The sequence below is a fragment of the Shewanella sp. 10N.286.52.A9 genome (genome assembly GCF_041468985.1).
GTDB classification, from domain to species: domain Bacteria; phylum Pseudomonadota; class Gammaproteobacteria; order Enterobacterales; family Shewanellaceae; genus Shewanella; species Shewanella japonica.
The window spans coordinates 160,253-178,484 of sequence record NZ_JBFRJQ010000015.1 but is presented as its reverse complement, the minus strand read 5'-3'; the positions used below and the strand labels follow the sequence as shown (position 1 = coordinate 178,484).

Annotated in this window: 15 protein-coding genes and 1 tRNA gene; 10 read left to right on the top strand and 6 right to left on the bottom strand. The window is 38.9% G+C overall.

Features of this window, described 5'->3' with window-relative positions; all coding sequences use genetic code 11:
* The first annotated feature begins 110 nt into the window (after positions 1 to 110).
* Positions 111 to 1,445 (top strand): N-succinylarginine dihydrolase, encoded by a 1,335-nt coding sequence (gene astB / locus AB4128_RS13230; RefSeq protein ID WP_372037957.1) that lies wholly within the window; start codon positions 111 to 113, stop codon positions 1,443 to 1,445.
* Positions 1,446 to 1,515: 70 nt separating this feature from the next.
* On the opposite strand, the gene AB4128_RS13225 is transcribed toward astB, so the two are convergent.
* A complete protein-coding gene (locus tag AB4128_RS13225) occupies positions 1,516 to 4,026 on the bottom strand; it encodes a hypothetical protein (protein WP_372037956.1) in 2,511 nt (836 codons plus the stop codon).
* 234 nt (positions 4,027 to 4,260) lie between these two features.
* Here AB4128_RS13225 and AB4128_RS13220 point away from each other — a divergent pair, with 234 nt between their 5' ends.
* The 4 genes from AB4128_RS13220 to AB4128_RS13205 all read left to right on the top strand — a co-directional run bounded on the left by AB4128_RS13220 (position 4,261) and on the right by AB4128_RS13205 (position 8,746).
* On the top strand, positions 4,261 to 5,565 hold the full coding sequence (locus AB4128_RS13220; RefSeq protein WP_372037955.1) for a dicarboxylate/amino acid:cation symporter: 1,305 nt from the start codon (positions 4,261 to 4,263) through the stop codon (positions 5,563 to 5,565).
* A 271-nt stretch (positions 5,566 to 5,836) separates the two neighbouring features.
* Positions 5,837 to 6,559, top strand: coding sequence for a LysE family translocator (locus AB4128_RS13215; RefSeq protein WP_372037954.1), 723 nt, complete (start codon positions 5,837 to 5,839; stop codon positions 6,557 to 6,559).
* 136 nt (positions 6,560 to 6,695) lie between these two features.
* Positions 6,696 to 7,370 (top strand): response regulator, encoded by a 675-nt coding sequence (locus AB4128_RS13210; RefSeq protein WP_055023810.1) that lies wholly within the window; start codon positions 6,696 to 6,698, stop codon positions 7,368 to 7,370.
* Positions 7,361 to 8,746, top strand: a complete 1,386-nt coding sequence (locus AB4128_RS13205) for an ATP-binding protein (protein ID WP_372037953.1) — start codon at positions 7,361 to 7,363, stop codon at positions 8,744 to 8,746. The genes AB4128_RS13210 and AB4128_RS13205 overlap by 10 nt, the downstream gene beginning before the upstream one ends.
* Here the strand turns inward: AB4128_RS13205 and AB4128_RS13200 are convergent.
* Positions 8,722 to 9,423: a 2OG-Fe(II) oxygenase gene (locus tag AB4128_RS13200; protein WP_080915472.1), complete on the bottom strand. Its 702-nt coding sequence runs from the start codon at positions 9,421 to 9,423 to the stop codon at positions 8,722 to 8,724. The genes AB4128_RS13205 and AB4128_RS13200 overlap by 25 nt on opposite strands.
* Before the next feature lie 128 nt (positions 9,424 to 9,551).
* On the opposite strand from AB4128_RS13200, the gene AB4128_RS13195 reads away from it, so the two are divergent.
* A complete protein-coding gene (locus AB4128_RS13195) occupies positions 9,552 to 10,808 on the top strand; it encodes a DUF3391 domain-containing protein (protein ID WP_055023813.1) in 1,257 nt (418 codons plus the stop codon).
* Positions 10,809 to 10,914: 106 nt separating this feature from the next.
* On the opposite strand, the gene corA is transcribed toward AB4128_RS13195, so the two are convergent.
* The gene (gene corA, locus AB4128_RS13190; protein ID WP_055023814.1) at positions 10,915 to 11,862 is read right to left on the bottom strand and encodes a magnesium/cobalt transporter CorA; all 948 of its coding nucleotides are present in this window, start codon (positions 11,860 to 11,862) and stop codon (positions 10,915 to 10,917) included.
* A gap of 201 nt (positions 11,863 to 12,063) precedes the next feature.
* Positions 12,064 to 13,092 (bottom strand): nucleoid-associated protein YejK, encoded by a 1,029-nt coding sequence (gene yejK, locus AB4128_RS13185; protein ID WP_055023815.1) that lies wholly within the window; start codon positions 13,090 to 13,092, stop codon positions 12,064 to 12,066.
* 276 nt (positions 13,093 to 13,368) lie between these two features.
* Here yejK and AB4128_RS13180 point away from each other — a divergent pair, with 276 nt between their 5' ends.
* The 4 genes from AB4128_RS13180 to AB4128_RS13165 all read left to right on the top strand — a co-directional run bounded on the left by AB4128_RS13180 (position 13,369) and on the right by AB4128_RS13165 (position 16,278).
* Positions 13,369 to 13,587, top strand: a complete 219-nt coding sequence (locus tag AB4128_RS13180; RefSeq protein WP_055023816.1) for a YejL family protein — start codon at positions 13,369 to 13,371, stop codon at positions 13,585 to 13,587.
* 89 nt (positions 13,588 to 13,676) lie between these two features.
* The gene (locus AB4128_RS13175; RefSeq protein ID WP_372037951.1) at positions 13,677 to 15,479 is read left to right on the top strand and encodes a DUF3413 domain-containing protein; all 1,803 of its coding nucleotides are present in this window, start codon (positions 13,677 to 13,679) and stop codon (positions 15,477 to 15,479) included.
* Positions 15,480 to 15,636: 157 nt separating this feature from the next.
* Positions 15,637 to 15,713, top strand: a tRNA-Pro gene (locus tag AB4128_RS13170).
* A 217-nt stretch (positions 15,714 to 15,930) separates the two neighbouring features.
* Positions 15,931 to 16,278, top strand: a complete 348-nt coding sequence (locus AB4128_RS13165; RefSeq protein ID WP_055023818.1) for a hypothetical protein — start codon at positions 15,931 to 15,933, stop codon at positions 16,276 to 16,278.
* Positions 16,279 to 16,486: 208 nt separating this feature from the next.
* Here the strand turns inward: AB4128_RS13165 and msrQ are convergent, their stop codons facing one another.
* Entirely contained in the window at positions 16,487 to 17,092 is a 606-nt protein-coding gene (msrQ, locus tag AB4128_RS13160) for a protein-methionine-sulfoxide reductase heme-binding subunit MsrQ (protein ID WP_372037949.1), read from the bottom strand.
* Positions 17,089 to 18,123 (bottom strand): protein-methionine-sulfoxide reductase catalytic subunit MsrP, encoded by a 1,035-nt coding sequence (msrP, locus tag AB4128_RS13155; protein ID WP_192022526.1) that lies wholly within the window; start codon positions 18,121 to 18,123, stop codon positions 17,089 to 17,091. Before msrP ends, msrQ begins: the two co-directional genes overlap by 4 nt.
* Positions 18,124 to 18,232: the final 109 nt, after the last annotated feature.

Genomic DNA, 18,232 nt, shown 5'->3' with positions numbered 1-18,232 from the left:
ATTGTCACTGCTTGTTAACCCCTATTTCATCAGTATACTGGCAATATTCTTGCTGTAGCTATCAGCAAATCACGCGATAATTACAATAATAAATATTTTAAGGATAATAAATGAAGCACTACGAAGCGAACTTTGACGGACTAGTCGGACCAACGCACAACTATGCAGGTTTATCTTTTGGTAATGTAGCCTCTTATAGTAACGCAGCGCAAGCATCAGATCCTAAGGCAGCGGCAAAACAAGGCTTATTAAAAGCTAAATCATTAGCTGATTTAGGTATGGTGCAAGGTGTTTTAGCACCTCAAGAACGTCCTGATATCTATTCGCTTCGACGCATGGGATTCTCTGGCTCTGATGCAGAAGTGCTAAATCAAGCAGCTAAGCAAGCACCTGCATTACTCAACGCATGTTGCAGTGCATCTTCTATGTGGACAGCAAACGCCGCAACTGTTTCACCTAGTGCCGATACCCGAGACGGTAAAGTGCATTTCACTCCAGCAAATCTCGTTGATAAGCTTCATCGCAGCATTGAACCTGTTACAACAAGTAATATTCTAAAAGCAACTTTTAAAGATGAACGTTTTTTTAAGCATCATCAACATTTACCTGAGCACGCAAGCTTCGGTGACGAAGGAGCTGCAAATCATACTCGTCTGTGTAATGATTACGGTCATTCAGGGGTTGAGTTATTTGTATATGGCCAAGAGTCCACAAATCCTAATGCGGTAAAACCGGTTAAATTCCCTGCAAGACAAACACTTGAAGCATCACAAGCTGTAGCTCGCCTGCATCAACTAGATGAAGAAAGTTGTGTATTCATGCAGCAAAACCCTCACGTTATTGACCAAGGTGTTTTTCATAATGATGTGATTTCAGTAGGCAACCAAAATGTTCTTTTTTACCATGAACAAGCATTTTTAAATACTGATGTTAAGTTTGATGAAATACGTAAAAAAATGAATACTGATGTTCATTTCGTAAAAGTTTCAACTGAACAAGTATCTATAAATGATGCCGTAAAAAGTTATTTATTTAACACGCAAATTATTACCTTGCCAAATGGCGAAATGGCAATTATTGCCCCAACCAATTGCCAAGAAAACCCTGCTGTGCACGCGTATTTGAATGAGTTAGTCACCTTAGGAACCCCAATTAAGCAGGTCCAATATTATGACGTGAAGCAAAGCATGCAAAATGGTGGTGGACCAGCATGTTTAAGATTACGCGTAGCAATGAGTGAATTAGAAATATCTGCCGTCAATCAAAACACATTAATGAACGATGCATTATTTAATAAATTAAATAACTGGGTTGAGAAACATTATCGCGACCGTCTAGAAGTTAAAGACTTAGCTGACCCACAACTTATTATAGAATCTCGTACCGCATTAGATGAATTAACACAGATATTAAAACTTGGCAGTGTTTATCAGTTCCAAAAATAATACATAGTTTGAATAATGACATAAAAAATGCCGCTCAATGAGCGGCATTTTTGTCTGTATCAACTCTAAACTAAAGAATGATAATTTGAATATCTAAAACAGGTGTTACAACGCCATTAGGTGTTTCAGTAATAACCGAAAAGGTACCAGAATCTGGTTCATCAGCGCCTTTTAGTGATATGGCAAAATTTCTACCACCATTATGGTTTGAGCTAGGCCAAGTAAAAATACTAGGACTCGTAACTGAACCAGCAGAAGCAGCAAAAGTGACAGTTGTTCCAGCGGGTAATTGCTGGTTATGAAGATCTGATAAGGCAAAGTAAACTGTCGCAGGTCCCTTACCTGTAATCACTATTGGACTATTGCCATCATGAACACTGTCATCAACAATTAAAATCTCTGATGGTAAAGTCGCAAATGCAGTACTACCAGACATCACAAGTTCAAGGCTGCGTCTCACAAATAAAGACTTAGAGTCTGTTACGCCATCAGCACAGCCTGCATGGACCGGATCTGAACACAAAACACCATTATATAAGCCATCAGCTGTATCAAAAACACCATTAACATTAAAGTCAATTAACTCTTCAAGCGCACCACCATCTAGGCCTTTCATTGCATCATCAGCCTGTGGATTAAATACGGTATCTTCATTGTAATCATTAAATGCATCATCTAAATCAAATTTTTCACCAGTTACATCTTTACCAGTTAAAAACTCATTCATTTCGTCAGCATCAAAGCGACCATTACCATTTAAATCAGGAAAAGACTCTTCGCCAATAGCGGTCGCAGTAATTGTTGCGCGGCCGCCATAAGGTTGACCATAATTGTTACCGTAAACAATATTATCTTCTTCACAGGTCGGGTCTTCTGACTTATCAGTTAACTTATAACATTTTTGACTTTGAACTGGACTTAGAATTTGATTACCCAAAGCATCATAGAAACTTTGGCCTTCAGGGCGAGGTAACTGAGATGTCCAAGTCACCGTACAAGTACCACCAATGGTTTGACAAGCGTCTTCAATCGAACCACCTTCAGTAGTAAATGAAACAGTCGTGCCATCAGGTACAGGGTTGTTAAAGGCATCAGCCATGCGAGCTGTCACCTCTACTGTAGTGCCATCTTCATCCCATCCTTCAGCATTCAAAACAGTTGCAGATAGAGAAAAACTGTCCTGATCAGGTATACCTGTAGATACAACTAGTTGGCTAGATTGGCTAGATATAACTGGAGAAGAACCTTGAATTGTTCCTGTTACACGTACAGAAGTTGCAACTGTACCCGTTGTCACTACGGTTTGAACAATACCTTCATTGTTTGTTGTTGCCGTAATAGGATCGATCGAAATTCCACCTACAACAGTATTTAAAGAAAAATCTACAGCTTGGTTCGCAACGACATTACTATTTTTATCTAGTACTTGGAATTTAACAACTGACGACTCTATGCCACCTGTTCCTAGTATTCCAATATTTTCAGGCTCAGCAGAAACAAATACAATACTGCCAATATCAGCTTGAAGAACATTAATCGTCGCAACAGCTGATAAGCTAATGCCACCAGCATTAGCGGTTACATTGATTTGATCCTCACCAACACAACCTTGTGCTAAATATGTTGAAGTAGCGATACCATTAGATGATGAAACAGGCGAGCTTAATTGAGCTTGTGCAGGGTTTTTAGTTGCACAAGTTGACGAAAAGTTAACATCAATAGGTTGAGTAAAAGGGTTACCATCTTCATCTTGAATCAGAACACTGACCGTTGCAGTACCACCTGCTGATAATTCATCTGTACTGACTTCAGCAACGCCTTGCTCAAATGGCGAACCGCTACCCATTTCTACATTAGTAGCACCAACAACGACAATAACTTCACCTTTCTCTCCTGTTGAAAGGGAAGCCGTTACTGTACCTGCACCCAATGAGCTTCCTGCATAAATATCAACAGATGCAGTATTGTCATCATTTGTTACAGCTGTAGTGATAGGCAAGTCACCGATTTCAGATGCAAAAGAAACGATTGTAGGTTTATTTATACCTGTTACAGTCGCGACCAATACACCTGGTACTAATGTACTAATAGTATCAACTTCTTCACCCGCAGAATTATATAGTTTGAGGCTAACTTGAGCACCACCACCTGCTTCACCACCATCACCTGCCATTGTAAATGCAACAGTGTCAGATTCACCTGATTCAATACTCGCAGTAACAGAACCAGAACCAGCAATCTCTGCAGAAAATAAATTTATAGTCGCTATGCCTTCAGAATTTGTAACAGCTGTTGCGGTCGAGACATCAAATGAACCTAAACTAGCATCACTTAACTCGAATGAAACTAGTTCTCCAGATACAAGTCCGTTTATTGAACTCGTTACTTTGGCAGTTAACAACGTTCCTGTTGTTGCATCAACACTTTCACCAGAAGCCACAGATGATGTTAATTCTACACTGATGACTTCAACAGGATCTGTTCCCCCGCCTCCATCATCTGAAATACTTCCCCCACCACTACAAGCAAAAAGAAAAATCGAACTTAAAAGCGCTAAAAATAGTCTTTGTGCTGACCTCATTGTCAGTCTCCCTGTTACATTAAAATCGTACTTATGATTTATAATAGTTACTTACTGGTCGATATTACATAAAAATATCGTAACTTTCTTGTTACTCTAATGTTTTCTTCGGCATTTTTCCTTAAAAACTTTAACTTTTATGCCGTTTCATATGATTTATTTTCCTGCTACGCTTTAAAAGATAAAAAATAATAATCATCAAAAAATTGATGATAAAGATTGAAGGAAGTGGTTTTGAATAAAAATAGTAAGCTTGGTTTAACAAGCAAAATACTTATCGGTATGGGTACGGGTATTCTTCTCGGATTAATTTTGAGAAATTTATTTCCTGAAAGCTTATTCGTTAAGGATTATATTACCGAAGGCATTTTACATGTCGTTGGTACGATATTTATCTCCAGTTTAAAAATGTTAGTTGTCCCATTAGTGTTTGTATCACTAGTATGCGGAACCAGTTCATTGAGCGACCCTTCCAAACTGGGTCGTTTAGGTGGTAAAACTATCGCTTTTTATATGTTCACTACCGCTATTGCGCTGACAGTCGCTATAACATTAGCTATTATTATCCATCCAGGTAATGCGTCCCTTGCATCCTCAGCAATGGAATTTAGCGCAAAAGATGCACCTAGCCTGTCTGAAGTTGTCATTAACATTGTGCCAACTAACCCAATTGAAGCAATGAGCCAAGGTAACATGCTGCAAATCATTATTTTTGCCGTTATCTTTGGTTTCGCAATTTCACATATTGGCGAACGTGGCGCTCGAGTATCAGCGTTATTTAATGACTTAAACGAAGTGATTATGCGCGTGGTAACTTTAATCATGCAGCTTGCACCTTATGGTGTGTTTGCCCTCATGGCGAAATTAAGTCTGACCTTAGGATTAGAAACCTTAGGCAGTGTTGTTCAATATTTCTTCTTAGTAATATTTGTACTGCTGGTTCAAGCATTAGTCGTTTACCCGACCTTATTAAAAACATTTACTGGTCTTAATCCGTTTATGTTTTTACGCAAGATGCGTGACGTGCAATTATTTGCATTCAGTACTGCAAGTTCCAATGCAACGCTACCTGTTACCATTGAAACCTGTGAACACCGTTTAGGCGCTGATAATAAAGTCGCTTCATTTACCTTGCCTTTGGGTGCTACCATCAACATGGATGGCACCGCGATTATGCAAGGTGTCGCGACGGTGTTTATTGCACAGGTATTTGGTATCGAATTAAGCTTAATGGATTATGTCACTGTGGTTGTAACGGCAACCTTAGCGTCTATTGGTACTGCTGGTGTTCCTGGTGTTGGTTTAATTATGCTTGCGATGGTACTGAACCAAGTTGGCTTACCAGTTGAAGGCATCGCGTTAATTATTGGTGTTGACCGTTTACTCGACATGATAAGAACTGCGGTAAACGTAACAGGTGATTCCGTAGCGACTGTAGTCATAGCGAAATCTGAAGGCGAGTTCAGCGAAGAAACTTTCAATGATTCTCAAGCAGGTAAAGTTGGCTCTAGTTTTGAAGATCAAGTTAAAAACGCTTAATGAGTAATTTACTTTTGCTTTGACTTCATACAAAGTAAGCTTGATTTTGCATACGAAAAGGGTGCCTTAAAGGTGCCCTTTTTATTATTTAAAATAGAAACAAAACAATCAATACCAAATAACTCATATTTGGCTCGTATATGACTCGTTTAAGGCTCATATAATAGACACCTTGCCTTTTTTATCGTTAATCTATGACCATATAAACTGTTTTCAGATAAAAATGCGTTCATGTAAAACCTGGTTTAACAAATACTCAAATGGAATTTAAATGGATTTTGCTCTTCTATCGACTCTCGCTGTTATACACAGCCTAGCTCTTATCAGCCCTGGACCAGACTTTGCTATCATAGTCAAAACAGCGACACAGCAACCGCGGCGGATTGCATTAATGTGTGCCTTTGGTATTAGCCTCGCCATACTAATACATAGTCTACTTTCACTATTAGGTATCAGCTTAATGATCCGTCAATCTGAGTTTGCCTATTTTGCAGTGCAGATTATTGGGGCCTGTTATCTTGCATGGATGGGATTTGGTGCTTTATCTTCTGCATTATCATCATTCAAAAAAAACACTAAAAACGAAGAAAAAAATTTCAGTGAACCATCATCTTTTGAGCATGAAACCCAAGACAAAGCCCCCAATCAACCTAATAATAACGAATTAGAACATTTAACATTTTCATCAGCTAAAGGATTCAAAATTGGGCTTTATACAAATTTACTTAACCCTAAGGCTTTGATCTTTTTCATCACAATCTTTACTGTTTTAGTTACACCACAGGTTACACTAGCTACAAAAGTAGCTTCAGCAAGTCTATTATTCACGCTTTCCCTTTGTTGGTTTAGTTTTCTTGCTATCATTCTTACAAAACCGCAGATACAACATAAAATGGCTAAAGGCAGCCTGCTCATTGATGCTATAACAGGCATTATATTTATGGGTGTCTCAATCACTATTTTAACGAATTTAATCAATCAACTTATTGTCTGATAAACAATTACAGATTACAGTCAGTTAAGGTTAAGTATCGTCGGGCTAAGATGCCACTATACCTATCGCGTTGTACTTTTCTTAAGCGATCATTTAATGCAAAGAAATATTACGATTTCACCAAAGAGTATTTGTTATGAGAATTTTGGTAATAGAAGATGACCCAATTTTATCCCACCACTTAAATGTGCAATTATCTGAATTAGGTAATCAAGTACAAGTGGCACTGACTGCGAAAGAAGGGTTTTATCAAGCAACCAATTACCCTATTGATATCGCTATTGTTGATTTAGGCCTACCTGATAAAGACGGTATGACACTCATATCAGATATCCGTAATGCCGATGTAAAAGCGCCTATCCTTATACTAACTGCCCGAGTTAATTGGCAAGATAAGGTTGAAGGATTAAATGCAGGTGCAGATGATTACTTAGTCAAACCATTCCAAAAAGAAGAGTTAGTTGCTCGACTTGACGCCTTGGTAAGACGGAGCGCTGGGTTTGTAAAACCGACCATAAGTAGTGGGCCACTACAATTAGATTTAGCGGCAAAACAAGTCACGCTAAATGCTGAGGTTATGGAAGTTACTGCATTTGAATATTTAATTCTTGAATACCTCATGCGTCACTGCCATGAAGTTGTAGCCAAGCAACGTTTACTTGATGTCGTTTACGGTGACAAAGAAGGCGATCCGAATACCATTGAAGTCATGGTCAGCCGTATTCGAAAAAAACTTAATAAAGGCGGTATGGATAACCCAATCGCTACCATCCGCGGTCAAGGATATAAATTTAACCTACCATGCAGCTAAGGTTTAAGCCCAAAAAACGCCTTCTCACGAGGATGTTTATTACCTCGTTAACTATCATCGCACTGGTAGGCTTTGGCCTTGCATGGTCAGTAACCATTCTTCATGCGCAAAACAGTTACAATAAAGAAACGGCTCAGCTTATCGCTGAAATGCCGCAAATTGCAGCTGAGCTGCGTGAACACGACCTTATTCCAGCCAATAATAATTGGTTAATGGAAAACAATAAGCAAAAACGCTATATGATGGCCAGCTGTAGTCAAGACTTTGCAGACGTATGGACGTCATCGCTCGCTACCGATGCTGGGTTAACCAATATATGTGAACGATTTGAATCTATTGTCGACTCCAATCCCCCTTACTTTCTAAACATGTCAGATAATCGTTCCTACTTTGCTTATTTACTGCCCGTTGAACTCAATCAAACCCAATACAATATGGTGGTATTAAAAGAAGCTGACACCGTAGAGAACGACTTTAAACGTTTTAAAAAGTTGACTTATTTGCGTCTTGGCGTCGTCATGTTACTTGCATTTATATTACTGATTAGTGCAGCCTATTGGGGAATGCGCCCACTGACGAGGCTCAAAAGTGAATTACAAGCAATTGGTGACGGCAACAAAAAGTCACTATCAGATGGTTACCCACAAGAATTAGAAGGGGTAACTCAAGCATTAAACCAACTATTATCGCAATCGAGTGCGCAACAAGAGCGTTACCAGAATGCCATGAATGACTTAGCCCATAGTTTAAAAACGCGCCTTGCCGCTGTTCATGCAATAACTGATGACGCGACGTTGTCAAAATCAGATGCCAGTGAAAAAATCATGCAGCAAGTGGGACAGATGGATCAGTTGGTAAAATATCAATTAAAACGCGCTTTAGTCGGTCGTCAAGGGCTTGTTCAAGAACAAACACCGGTTCAACCTATGGTTGAGCAATTGTCGCAAATGTTGTTCAAGATTTATCAAGAAAAAAACGTCAAATTTAGCAGTCACATCGATTCTGATATTAACTTTCCTATTAATAAAGGGGATTTAATGGAGCTGTGTGGCAACCTAATGGAAAATGCATTCAGGCTTTGTATTAGTGAAGTTATTGTTACTGCGACAATTGATAGTGAGGGGCATTCAATCCTTTGTGTTGAAGATGATGGACCTGGCGTTGATGAATCATTAAAAGCACGCATCATTCAACGAGGAGTGCGCGCCGATACCCAATCACCAGGTCAAGGCATCGGTTTAGCTGTGTGTAACGAAATTGTCAGTAGTTACCATGGTCTATTATCAATCACCGAAAGTGAGCTTGAAGGGGCTAAATTTACTATCAAAATCCCCCTCAATAACAATAAACACTATTTACTGTTTAATGGTGCATAGAGCTGCTCTGCTCGATTAAACATAATCCAAGAGGTGGCGATATATTTATCACCACTGATTGGCTTATTACCTTTATGGGTGTGAGTGAAACCCGCTGGGGCAATAACCATGGTCCCTTTTTTAGGTTTAATGCTTTTCTGTTGGTAAAAAAACTCCGTCTCTCCACCCTCTTCCACATCGTTTAAATAAAACATATAAAGTAGTACTCGATGTAAAGCTTCATGTGAACCAGATTGCGGAAAATGCTCAGAATGCCAATGAGGGTAGCCCCCTAGCCCCATAGGATATTTTTGCAAATTTACATTGCCACTTCGATACAAATACTTGGTTAGCGCTTCTGCTCGAGGCGCACCTAAAGCATCGAAATTGTTGGGTTGTAAAGTCACTGCTTGACCATGCTCATCAGCGACAGCTACTGACACCGCTCCCATTAACGCCATCGAATATTGAGTAAAGTATGAAGCCGCATGCTTAAGCGTTAATTGTAAAATTTCATTTCTTAGCGGCGCTAAATCAGCATGAATGTCTAAGGTTAAATCAAAACTATGTTTTTTAGCCTTATCAACACCTTGACCAGTTTTACCTTCAATGACTCCTGGGTGCTGTTCAAAAGCGGCAATCAATCGATCGCATAAATCTTCATCTAACGCATTTGGTATGACTTCAATAAAATCCATATTAAATAAGCACTTTTTATATCTGTTTGGTAATATGCTGCCATGGAAACTGTCGATTAGCAAAAGGGATGAGTACAGATGGTTAGCTACATAATAACAAAAATAAATTTAGGTACCTGTTTTAACCTATGAAAAACACAGTAAAAGTTTCAATCGATGAAATCCAAGTCGGCAATTTTATTTGCTTGCCTGTATCTTGGAAGGATCACCCATTTCTATTTAGTCGTTTCAAGGTTAAAAGTCAGTCTCAAATCGATTTAATTAAAAGTTTAGGTATCGAAACCGTTTTATTCGTGCCCACTAAAAGCGATACTGAGTTACGTGATAAACCCGCTAAAGATGCAAAAGAAGTACTTACAGATACTGCTTCTCTCGATAAGCTCAAGCTTGAAATGGATCAGTACAAACATGATCAAATTGAAACGCAAAAGAAGCTTAGAAGAGGACTTAAAAAGACTGAGCAACAGTTTGACCGTTCATTATCAATTATGCGTTCTAGTATCTCAAAACTCGGTAGTCGACCATTAAATGCTGTCAACGATGCTAAAGACATGGTGAGCTCGATGACCACTATGCTGCTTAATTCTGATGATTTAGTGTTACATCTTATGGGTGATGTCAAACCTGGCGATTTAATATATCACCATTCACTGAATGTCTCAGTGCTTTGCATGATGTTAGCAAAAAGCTTGAATTGGTCACGAGAAGAGATTGAGCAGATTGGCTTAGGTGCCCTATTTCATGATATTGGCAAACTTAAAATTCCTAGCAATGTACTGAATAAACAAGCTCCTTTAAATAAACCGGAACAAAACCTTATAAAGCAGCACCCTTTAATGAGTCTCAACTTCCTTAAAATTGCCGATACTTTTCCTGAAGAAGCTAAACCCATGATAGCCAATCATCATGAGTTTCTAGACGGTTCTGGCTACCCCAAAGGACTTAAAGGAGATGAGTTAGATAAATACTCCCAACTTATCACGGTAGTCAATGAGTATGATGATTTGTGTAACGGCACTAAGACTACAAAAGCGAAAACGCCTTATGCTTCTTTAGGTTATATTTATAAAAACTATAAAGATAAGCTCAATCAAGAATATGTCGGCACCTTAATCAAAACCATTGGTATTTACCCACCTGGTAGTGTTGTAGAGCTTTCAAGCGGTCAATTTGGCATGGTGATGTCTGTAAATATAAATAAGATTTTATACCCTCAAATCATGCTATACGACGCACTCGTTCCAAAAGAACAAGCACCAATCATTGACTTAGAACGCGAAGAAATCAGTATTGCACGATGTTTGCCGATATCAGCATTACCCGAAAATATTCTAAAATATTTAAGCCCAAGAGAGCGCATAAGCTATGGTATTGGCCAAGGGTAATCCTTATTAAAACAAGCATAAAAATCTATTTAACAGATACAAAAAAGCCATTAATAACTTAACGTTACTAATGGCTTTTAATATTAACAAAGGACTTAAATAGGTTTTATAACCAGCCTTTTCGCTTGAAGAATAAATATGTACCACCGGCACTAGCTAACATCAATCCTATCGCCATTGGGTAACCAAAACGCCAATCTAACTCTGGCATATTAACAAAGTTCATTCCGTAACTACTTGCAATTACCGTTGGTGGTAAAAACACCACGGCGGCAACCGAGAATATTTTAATAATCTTGGTTTGCTGAATTCCACTGAAGCCCATGGCTGCGTCGAGCAAAAAATTCAACTTATCAAAGATGAATTGGCTATGAGGCATTAACGACTCAATATCCGACAACATCTCACGAATATCCTTGATATTTTCTTCAGATAAATGATCGCGGTAGTAACGTTGGATATATCGTAATGAACGCTGAGTATCGAGCAAACTTAGACGGATTTTACCGTTTGAGTCTTCTTGCAGCGTGATCATTTTGAATACTTCATCTAACTCTTCATCATCAAACACTTTTTCGCTTACATCATCAAGAACAGAGTAAACGTCTTCAATTAAATCAGACAGGTAATCCACTTTTAGATGGAACAGCTCTAGCATTAATCCTTGAGGCGTGGTGGCATCCAAACGGCCAAGACGTAGATAGTTGCGTAATAAACGGATCAAACCGACATCATCTTCACGGATAGTCAGTAAGAAATCCTTTCTCAAGTTAAACGATACGTTAATCGCTCGCACATCCGAGCCAACACGTTGCGGGAATAACGAATTAATATGCAATCCATCTTTACTTTGGAAAAAACGAGCCGAGGCTTCAATTTCGTTGATGTCTTCTTCGTCGGGAACTTCCTCGACCGAAAACCGACTCAACCATTCCCTTTCATCATCATTGGGTTTGAACATGTCTAACCATAATGTTTGTTCGGGTATACTGTCTTGAACATTCAGTTCGTGAACAGTTAACTTGCGATTTTTATAAACATAGGCAGTAATCATGTATCCCCCACATAGTTATATTTTCATAACTATCAATATTAGGTTTAAATTTGTCGGCTAGTGTACTTAAATAAATTCAAATTTAAATCTTTAAATGTATTTATGCCTAAATTAGCTCTTATATGTACCGAAATCGTTAAATGCATATAATAAATGCAAAAAAAAACGCCCATATGGGCGCTTTAATTGAATATTGTTTCTTTATTCACCTTTAAGGCGGCGATCTAACTGATCTTTCAAGTTAGCTGGAACACCCTTAATAAGAATGGTGTCAGAAATAGGATCGTAGATAACTCTCTCACCTAAATGGCCGCCATCAAAGCTCAATGTAACGCCACCACCAGTACCCGAAAACTTCTTCAAGGTGCGTAAACTGGCTTTATCAGCAGGAAACTCCTCATCTAACTCGTAAGCGCCGCCACAAGCAAAGTCGTAAAACGAATCCATGCCAGAATCGGCCAATTCATCAGCCAAATCTTTTACTTCGATATCAGCGCCTTCATCGGCACGCTCACTGCAGTAATCAAACACTTTATCACGACATTGTTGACGCTCATCTTTAGTCAATTCACTACTGGCGACAAAGTCTTCAACTGCGTGCATTAATGTTTTATTCTGCGCCTTAGTATTCACGCCTTCAACACAGCCCATGAAATCCAAGAAAAAGTCTGCCACTTTACGGCCCGCACGACCACGTACAAACGAAATATATTTACGTGAATCTTTATCTGCTTGCCATTCTGTTAAATCAATTCGAGCTGCCAACTGAACATTCGTTAAATCAAGATGGTTGTTTTGCGATAGTTCCATATCATCTAACACCGTCATTGACGATTTTGCGTTTAACAATGCCACGAATAAATAATCACTTGTCATGCTGGTATAGCAAGACATCAACAAAAAGCCGCCTTGACTAAAGTCATATTTCGCAAGTTCTTCCTGAAGTAACTTACTTGCAGCACTACTAAACTCAACAAATCCTAGTTCGCCGCTTCGATATTCATTTAATGCGTCAGAAAAAGCAGGGTTGGCTTCACCATCTTCACCGTGTGTGCCAAAAAAGCCAAAGCCTTTACCAGCTTTACCCGTATAGGTTTGATGCAACTCTTCTAGCATCGCTTCTACAGCACTGCTATTTAGTAGAGGTTGTGGTCTTAAACGACAACTGAGTTGACCCTGACTGTCTTGGGAAATTTCGTGGATAATTGCTTGTTCGATATTGATGCTCATAAGCCCTAACTGAATCTGTAATATATGGAAGCGAAATAGCGCTGAATATCATAACAGACACGTTAAAAAAGTCTCAAAAAATATTACGAAAAATGCCAATAGCTTCAAGTGCCAATTTTAGTTAACTCAACCGTTATATTTATTTCAATTTGTACTTAACAAGGCCATTAAATTGCTAAATTTCGACGCTATTTTCACCACAATAAACTACAGCAAGATAATATGAAATCCGATATAATAGGCGGCTAATTCATTACTTTTTGAACTTTTCTGATTATGGCTATCCAATCTAAATATACCAACACCCAAGTTGAAGCGTTAATTACTGAGTTATTAGCAGTACTCAACAAGCATCAAGCACCGACTGATTTAAGTCTGATGGTATTAGGTAATTGTGTTTCACATTTACTAGAGAACAAAGTACCTAGCGAATCTCGTCAACAGGTTGCTGAACAATTTGCAAAAGCATTGGCACAATCAGTAAAGGCTGACTAAGCCATATTAAAAGGTATTTTAATTTATCAAGGATATGTTAGCTTTGAAGCATATCTTTGATAAAGATAGGATTAGGAAAACAACTCCGCATGGTTGAGCGCAAAAAACAAATGACTCGCGATAAAGTATCGCGCCTCGTTAATTGGGGTCACTGGTTTGCCTTCTTTAATGGCTTTTTAGCTATGATAGTCGGTGCCCGTTACCTCAGTAGTGTGGGTTACCCTGAAACCTTTATTGGTTGGGGCTATCTTGCCGTTAGCACCATTGGTCACTTCAGTTTTTTAGCTTTCATTGTTTATGTAGTCTTTCTTTTTCCTGTCACGTTACTATTACCTTATTCTAAAATTTTACGAGGCTACGCCGCCCTCGTCGCGAGCCTAGGCTTATGTATCTTATTGTATGACACAATTGTCTATGACGATTATGGTATTCATCTAAGCCCCTTCGCATTTGATTTAGCTTGGACAGATCTGAATGCATTATTAAAAAGTACCTCCTATATAGTGACTCCCATCTCGATTATATTAATCGAGCTAACAGCAGCTAACTTCATATGGAAACGCATCGAAAAGCTGGAGAAGAAACAGCTTGGTAATAAAGCGATTGCTTTTGTCGGTATTTGCTTTATCAGTAGCCATTTAGTTCATATTTGGGCTGATGCATCTGACGTAACACAAATTACCCGTTTTGATGATACTTACCCTTTATCATACCCAGCTACTGCACGGTCATTCATGGAAAGCCATGGTATTGAAGGTACCAATATAGAAGATAATCGCTACCAAACTAAGTCACGTAAACTGAGTTACCCTGTTAAGCCATTACAATGTAAAACGCCATTAATCCAAGAGCAGCAATCTAATGTATTGATAGTCTCTGTCGATGGTTTACGTGCAGATATGGTGAATGAACAAACCATGCCGTTTCTGACGCAATATCAGACTGATAACAAACAATTCATTGACCATTTTAGTGGTGGGAATCAGTTTAAGACGGGAATTTTTTCAATACTGTATGGCCTTCAGGGCAACTATGGTGACAGAAAAGAGTTTTATCATACTGCACCTGTTATGACACAAACCCTTGCCAAAGCAGGTTATCAGCAAGCTATTTTCTTACCGCAAGATAATGCTAATCCGTTTATCGGGCGCGCTATTTTTGATGAGCTAACACCGTTTATCAACCATAGCGATGAAGGCAGTGCTAAAACAGATAGTAAAAATGTGGCCCAGTTCATCAATTGGCAAGCATCGCAGCAGTCACATTGGTTTTCAATTGTGAACCTCACGGCTCCAAAACATTATGACACGCCTATTGGTTTTTTAGGTATCGAAACCGTTAAGCCTCACATAATGTTGAAACCTGCAGAAAAAGTACTTTATAACCAATACCGACAGTCATTGTATTTTATCGACCAGCAACTCAATCAACTACTTGATAGCGTTGATAAAGATACAGTCGTGATGATTACAGGTACCCATGGCCAAGTGTTTAGTAGTAATCCATCTGAGGTTAACCAGAATTTATCCCCTGGCAACGTAAAAGTGCCTTTTGTTATGCATTGGCCAAAAGCAGCTGCAGACACAGTCACATACCGCACCAGTCATTACGGCATAGTGCCGACTATTATGAGCCAAATCTTACATTGTAATAATCCATCTACGGATTACAGTTCTGGCTACAGCTTATTGCAGCCAAGTGAGCAAAGCTGGGTCTATATTGGAGATAGTCGTACATTTGCCATCTATCAAGATGCTGAAATCACCGTTTTAGATCGACACGGTAAATATCAAATATATGATATTAATTATGACAAACGACTCAAGCGCAAGTTGAGCGCACCTGAGTTAATTCAAGTCATGCGTGAAGGCCGACGGCTATATAATCAATAACTCGTGATAAAAATACGCTATAAATTGAGTGATTAAGAGCTGACTTAACAAAAGGTTAATTGACTATATATCAGTCAATTAACCTTTTTTATTTAAAAATAAGTTGCGCCTAAAATGACGAGTTGTTAGTTTATTTACGCATCAGAAGTAAAGTCATCGGGATATGGCCTAGTCCGGTAAGGCGCTTGTCTGGGGGACAAGAGATCACAGGTTCAAATCCTGTTATCCCGACCAATTCTTACACTTAATACCATTCATAGTAAGTCTTCATATTAATAAAATATTGACGACCTACACACTGTTTTTCTCGTTAGCTCTCACTAAGAAGATTGCTGTTTTTTGAACTGTATCACCTAAGCTGCGATATTATGTGACCACTTCGACAGAACAACCTAAATTGATTGCGATATATTGCGTCAGCAAAAATCAAAATAATTAGGAGAGCAGAACCATGTGGTGGCGAATTATATTCATTTCATTAGCGTATGTATTACTTGCAGCGCATTTTCTTCGATTTGGACAAATGCCACTTGCAATCACTTGCGTCATGCTACCTTGGTTATTATTGCTTAAGAACAATATTATTACCCGAGTCATTCAATTAGGCTTAATCGTAGCGACTGTGATGGTTTGGGGCGTATCAACTTACCAGTATATTGATATGCGGATAACAATGCATGAACCTTGGCATACACTCGCCATTATCATGGGTTCAGTTATCGCCTTTAGCCTTTTTGCAAGTTACTGTTTCAATGGGCTGGTTAACCCACCCAGAGCCAAGAACTGTTTATTTCGCTAAAGTCCGCACAAGTCAAATTCAAGCTTAATCTGACTATGATAATTTAAACAATCAGGTTGACACAAAAGGGTTAAACTAAACCGCGCCTATAGCGCCAATAGCAAATAGGGTTTGCTATATAAAACAACACCGGCAATGCCGGTGTTGTATCATTAAAAATCAATTGGCCACATTAGTTAATAAATCAACTCTTAAACCGGTGACATAACTAACGTTTTAACAGCCATTTTTTAATCTGACTTCTTCTTAGCCACAATAAAGCCGCAAAGAGAACGAAATAAATACTCGGCTCGATGATTTCTGATTTTACAGACCAATAGAAGTGTATTGGCGCTAAAATCGCGACAACATAAACCCAATTGTGTAATTGCTGCCAACCTTTTCCCATTTTACGTTTTATTGCTTGAAACGAGGTCAAAGCTAGAAGCGCTACAATAATCAACGCCACTGCGCCAACTAAAATATACGGCCTTTTAACCACTTCTTGTAACAAATAACCCCATGCAAAAAGTAAATCAAGGCTAATAAAAGCAGCAATATGTAAGCTCGCATATACAAAAACATACAAGCCAATTAATCGCCGAGTTTGCAGTAACATCCCTTGCTTTAAAAATTTAGCTAATGGTGAAACCACTAAGGTAATGATTAACGAATTAATTGCACCCATCCCAGTAAAATGGATGATGTATTGCACTGGATCGCCACCAGCATTGTCAGTCATAACTAATAAAACTAAATACACTATTGGAGATAAAAAGCTCACATGCAGTAAGCCTTTTATCCAAATTAGACCTTTAGGTGTTAACCGCTTCAATAGAACTTCCTTAAATCTAAATCTTTATATAAGTCAGCCACCTGTTCTGCGTAGCCATTAAACATTTGCGTCGGAATACGTTTTGCAGAGAATAAACCGCCTTCACCAATGCTGCGCTCTGTCGCTTGTGACCATCTAGGGTGATCAACCTGTGGATTCACGTTGGCATAAAAGCCATATTCATGGGGTGCTAGTTGGTTCCAACTGGTAGGAGGCTGCTTATCTGTTACTCGAATTTTCACCACAGACTTAATGCTTTTAAACCCGTATTTCCAAGGTAGAACTAAACGAACTGGAGCACCATTTTGTGGCGGTAAAGTTTTTCCATATAAACCAACAGCAAGGAATGGTAACTCGTTCATTGCTTCTGCAATGGTTAAACCTTCTACATATGGGTAGTGGATCCCACCTCCCATTAGGCGATTTTTCTGACCGGGCATTTGATCTGGGTCGAATAAAGTTTCAAATGCAACATGCGTTGCCTTATTTGAGACTCCAGCCATGGTTAATAGTTCAGCTAACGAAAAACCAACCCAAGGCACCACCATTGACCAAGCTTCTACACAACGAAGACGGTAAATGCGCTCTTCTAAATCAAACTTGGTCGTCAGGTCATTTAAGTCAAGTGTTAATGGTGTATCCACTAAACCTTCAATTCGCAGCTCCCAAGGATTGACCTGAAAACCTTGTGCATTTTCAAATGGGTCCTGTTTACTGGTACCGAATTCGTAAAAGTTATTATGGCGAGTAATTTTATCTTCTGGCGTCAGTATATCGCTGATTTGAAATTGGTTTGGCTTGCTGTAATCAAGCCCTTGAACAGCAAAAGCAGGTTTATCTTCGCTGCCGAATAAGTCAAATAACCCAGCTTGAACCTGCCCAGGTAGACTTGCTCCTAACGCGCCTAAACCAAGTGCTTTTACAATCTTGCGTCTATCAGCAAATACCCGCTCTGGTGTTACTTGGTTTTCTTTTAATGCCCAACTTGGCGTGTTGGCAATGCCTTTTGTAAACCCTTTTTTTGCGACCATAACGCCTCCTAAAGCAAACCTATTCTACAAAGTCATTCTACTGTTAAACTAATAGACACGTTTATACGGCAATTAATTTCAAATAGTTTACAGTTTTTAAGCTATTGAG

Bases quoted from the DNA above. Each gene is read 5' to 3' on its own strand.
- AB4128_RS13205 (WP_372037953.1), top strand. From the start codon at position 7,361: ATGCAGCTAAGGTTTAAGCCCAAAAAACGCCTTCTCACGAGGATGTTT.
- AB4128_RS13180 (WP_055023816.1), top strand. From the start codon at position 13,369: ATGGCTATCCAATCTAAATATACCAACACCCAAGTTGAAGCGTTAATT.
- msrP (WP_192022526.1), bottom strand. From the start codon at position 18,123: ATGGTCGCAAAAAAAGGGTTTACAAAAGGCATTGCCAACACGCCAAGT.
- AB4128_RS13200 (WP_080915472.1), bottom strand. From the start codon at position 9,423: ATGGATTTTATTGAAGTCATACCAAATGCGTTAGATGAAGATTTATGC.
- AB4128_RS13225 (WP_372037956.1), bottom strand. From the start codon at position 4,026: ATGAGGTCAGCACAAAGACTATTTTTAGCGCTTTTAAGTTCGATTTTT.
- AB4128_RS13165 (WP_055023818.1), top strand. From the start codon at position 15,931: ATGTGGTGGCGAATTATATTCATTTCATTAGCGTATGTATTACTTGCA.
- astB (WP_372037957.1), top strand. From the start codon at position 111: ATGAAGCACTACGAAGCGAACTTTGACGGACTAGTCGGACCAACGCAC.
- AB4128_RS13210 (WP_055023810.1), top strand. From the start codon at position 6,696: ATGAGAATTTTGGTAATAGAAGATGACCCAATTTTATCCCACCACTTA.
- yejK (WP_055023815.1), bottom strand. From the start codon at position 13,092: ATGAGCATCAATATCGAACAAGCAATTATCCACGAAATTTCCCAAGAC.
- corA (WP_055023814.1), bottom strand. From the start codon at position 11,862: ATGATTACTGCCTATGTTTATAAAAATCGCAAGTTAACTGTTCACGAA.
- AB4128_RS13175 (WP_372037951.1), top strand. From the start codon at position 13,677: ATGGTTGAGCGCAAAAAACAAATGACTCGCGATAAAGTATCGCGCCTC.
- AB4128_RS13215 (WP_372037954.1), top strand. From the start codon at position 5,837: ATGGATTTTGCTCTTCTATCGACTCTCGCTGTTATACACAGCCTAGCT.
- AB4128_RS13195 (WP_055023813.1), top strand. From the start codon at position 9,552: ATGAAAAACACAGTAAAAGTTTCAATCGATGAAATCCAAGTCGGCAAT.